The organism is Arthrobacter sp. Br18, assembly GCF_000520555.1.
Classification (GTDB): Bacteria; Actinomycetota; Actinomycetes; order Actinomycetales; family Micrococcaceae; genus Arthrobacter_D.
Genome location: NZ_KI914879.1, coordinates 25202 through 27423, shown reverse-complemented (window position 1 = coordinate 27423; position 2222 = coordinate 25202). Strand labels below are relative to the sequence as shown.

General features: G+C 63.7%; 1 protein-coding gene and 1 pseudogene. One reads left to right on the top strand and one right to left on the bottom strand.

Going from position 1 to position 2222, the window contains the following annotated elements; genetic code table 11:
- A partial coding sequence (locus tag Y704_RS21290; protein WP_253904342.1) for a M43 family zinc metalloprotease occupies positions 1–1387 on the bottom strand: 1387 nt, incomplete at its 3' end.
- Between the two features lie 481 nt (positions 1388–1868).
- Here Y704_RS21290 and Y704_RS25345 point away from each other — a divergent pair.
- Positions 1869–2222 (top strand): annotated as a pseudogene (locus Y704_RS25345) (ATPase, T2SS/T4P/T4SS family); the annotation flags it as partial.

The following is a 2222-nucleotide window of genomic DNA, read 5'->3' as shown; positions in this document are numbered from 1 at the left end:
GGTAGCAGCCGTTGTCCTTGATGCCGCAGCCCTGGGCCCGCAGGGGATAACCCATGGGCCCGTTCTGCGCACCGGAATTGAGCCAGGCCGTGCGCAGGGTACCGTTCAGCGTGGCCGCCGCGCCGGAGCCTGCTGACCACAACACCGCACCATTGGCATAGCCCCGGTAACAGCCGTTGTCCTTCAAACCGCACACAACCTCCGACACCGGCGCGCCCAGGGTCGGCGTCGACGCGGCAGCACCATCAATGAACGGCTTCGCCACCGCCTCCCGCGACAACTGCCCGGAAATGGTGACATTCGCGCTGGTGGGCCCGACCGAGTCAATGCGCACCGTCGTTCCACGAGCGGTCCGGAACGTTGAACCCTGCTGCCACGCATGGTTCTGGTTGTAGTAGCCGCTGAACGGGTAGCTCGAGGGGGTGAGTGCCAGGGATGCGGCGTCGGGCCAGTCTCCGCGGGCGTCCTTTTTATGGATCATCACACCGCGGTTGTTGCCCGTTGCGCCGCCATCGCCCGAACCGGCCTGGCTGCGGAACGAAAGATAGTAGGTCTCCCTGCTCACGGGATCCACGAACTTCACTGCCCGCCGCGCCGCCGTGCCGGACCAGGGCTGGAGGGTGAATGACCTGCTTCCGTCGATCACTCCGGCGTCGAGGATTTCATCCCCGCGGCCGAAGCCGCCGTATTCCCAGAGGTACGCATTGATCGGTGGGAGCGTGTACTGCGCCAGACCCATCAGGTCCATGGTGTCGCCGTAGCCGCGGGAGTCGCAGGCGGTGTCGCCCCAGGTGTTGTTCGGGGATTCGATGTCGGCGCTTCCGTTCGAGCACTGCAGGCTGTTGGCGTGATTCAGGCCGAGGACGTGCCCGAATTCGTGCGTGACCACGTTGTTCGTGAACCCGGAGGGTACCGGCATGATGACCCTGCCGCTGTTCGAGCCGTCGGTGAAGCCACCGCCGAGCACGCCGCCTGCAAACTGCGATACCGGCACGTAGACGACGAGCGCGTCATTCGGGGTGGCTGTCCACTGCATCTTCGCCGTGATTTTGGCCATGAGATCGTAGTACTGGTCGGTGCTGTTGGCCGTGATCACCACATCGCGATACTCGGATCCGAACTGCATTCCGAGCCGGCCGTTCGACGCGGCGCGCCAGTAGTCGTTCGAAGCGATGATGGAGGCCTTGGCCTGGCCGAGCTGGAAGTCGGAGATTCGGCTGTTGGGGGATCCGGAGAGCACAACTGTAACGAGCGTGACGGTGAAGGTGCCGGTCCGCGGCCCGAATGCAGCCGCTCCACCGTCCGGGGCATTGAGCCGGTTTCCTGCAGAGTCCGACGGCGGTGTCAGCTGTTCACCGAGAATCGGGTTGAAACCGGGTTGGTTCATGGGATCCGGCAGCGGTTCAACGGTAACCGGGTTGTCTATTGCACCCGTTTCGGGGCGAGGTGAGTCCGGCGTGGCTGCGTCCGCTGTTGCGCCCGGTGGGACTGCCGCCGGTTCGCCCTGTGGCTCCTTCGGGAATTCTGTCGGAGGGACCGGCTGAGGAGCGGTTGCAGGTGCTGTCGGGGACGCTGTCGGAGCAGGGGACTCGAGGGTCGCCGCCACAGCGGGCACAGCGCTGCTCAGGAGTGCGAAGGACAGGACGGCCGACATGAGAAGCCGAGACGGGGAAGCAAGTGACAAGAGATTCTCCAGCGGGACACGGGCGTAAACCCAGGCGAGTGAAATCCCGGCAAGACTACATGTCTGTTACAGATGTGAAAGACGTTCCTAAAGTGAATGAACAAACCTAGGTCTTTCTTGCGGGTTTCTTTCGTATCCACCGGGCGTGTCACCTTTCCGGAGCAGGTTTGGGGCCAGTTTCCCCATCAGCGGTGAGGGCCCGAACCTGGATGATCCGCCGATCGAGGAAATCTGGATCAACGCTCTTTCCAAGATTTAGGTTGCCCGCACTGGCGAATCCGATGTCACCCGGCGCCATTGGGCGGTGAACATTCGGAAGTTCATTGCGAAGGCCACCAGGCTCGAGCACCTGGTGGATCTCGGGACGCTTTCTCCCCAGGCCGCTCTCTTCCTCAAGGCCGCGGTGGGTAGCGGGCTCAACATCCTCGTCTCGGGGGCCACCCAGGCGGGCAAGACCACGCTGCTGAACTGTCTGGGTGCGGCTATCGGTCCGCGGGAGCGGGTGGTCACGGTGGAGGAGATCTTCGAGCTGCAGCTG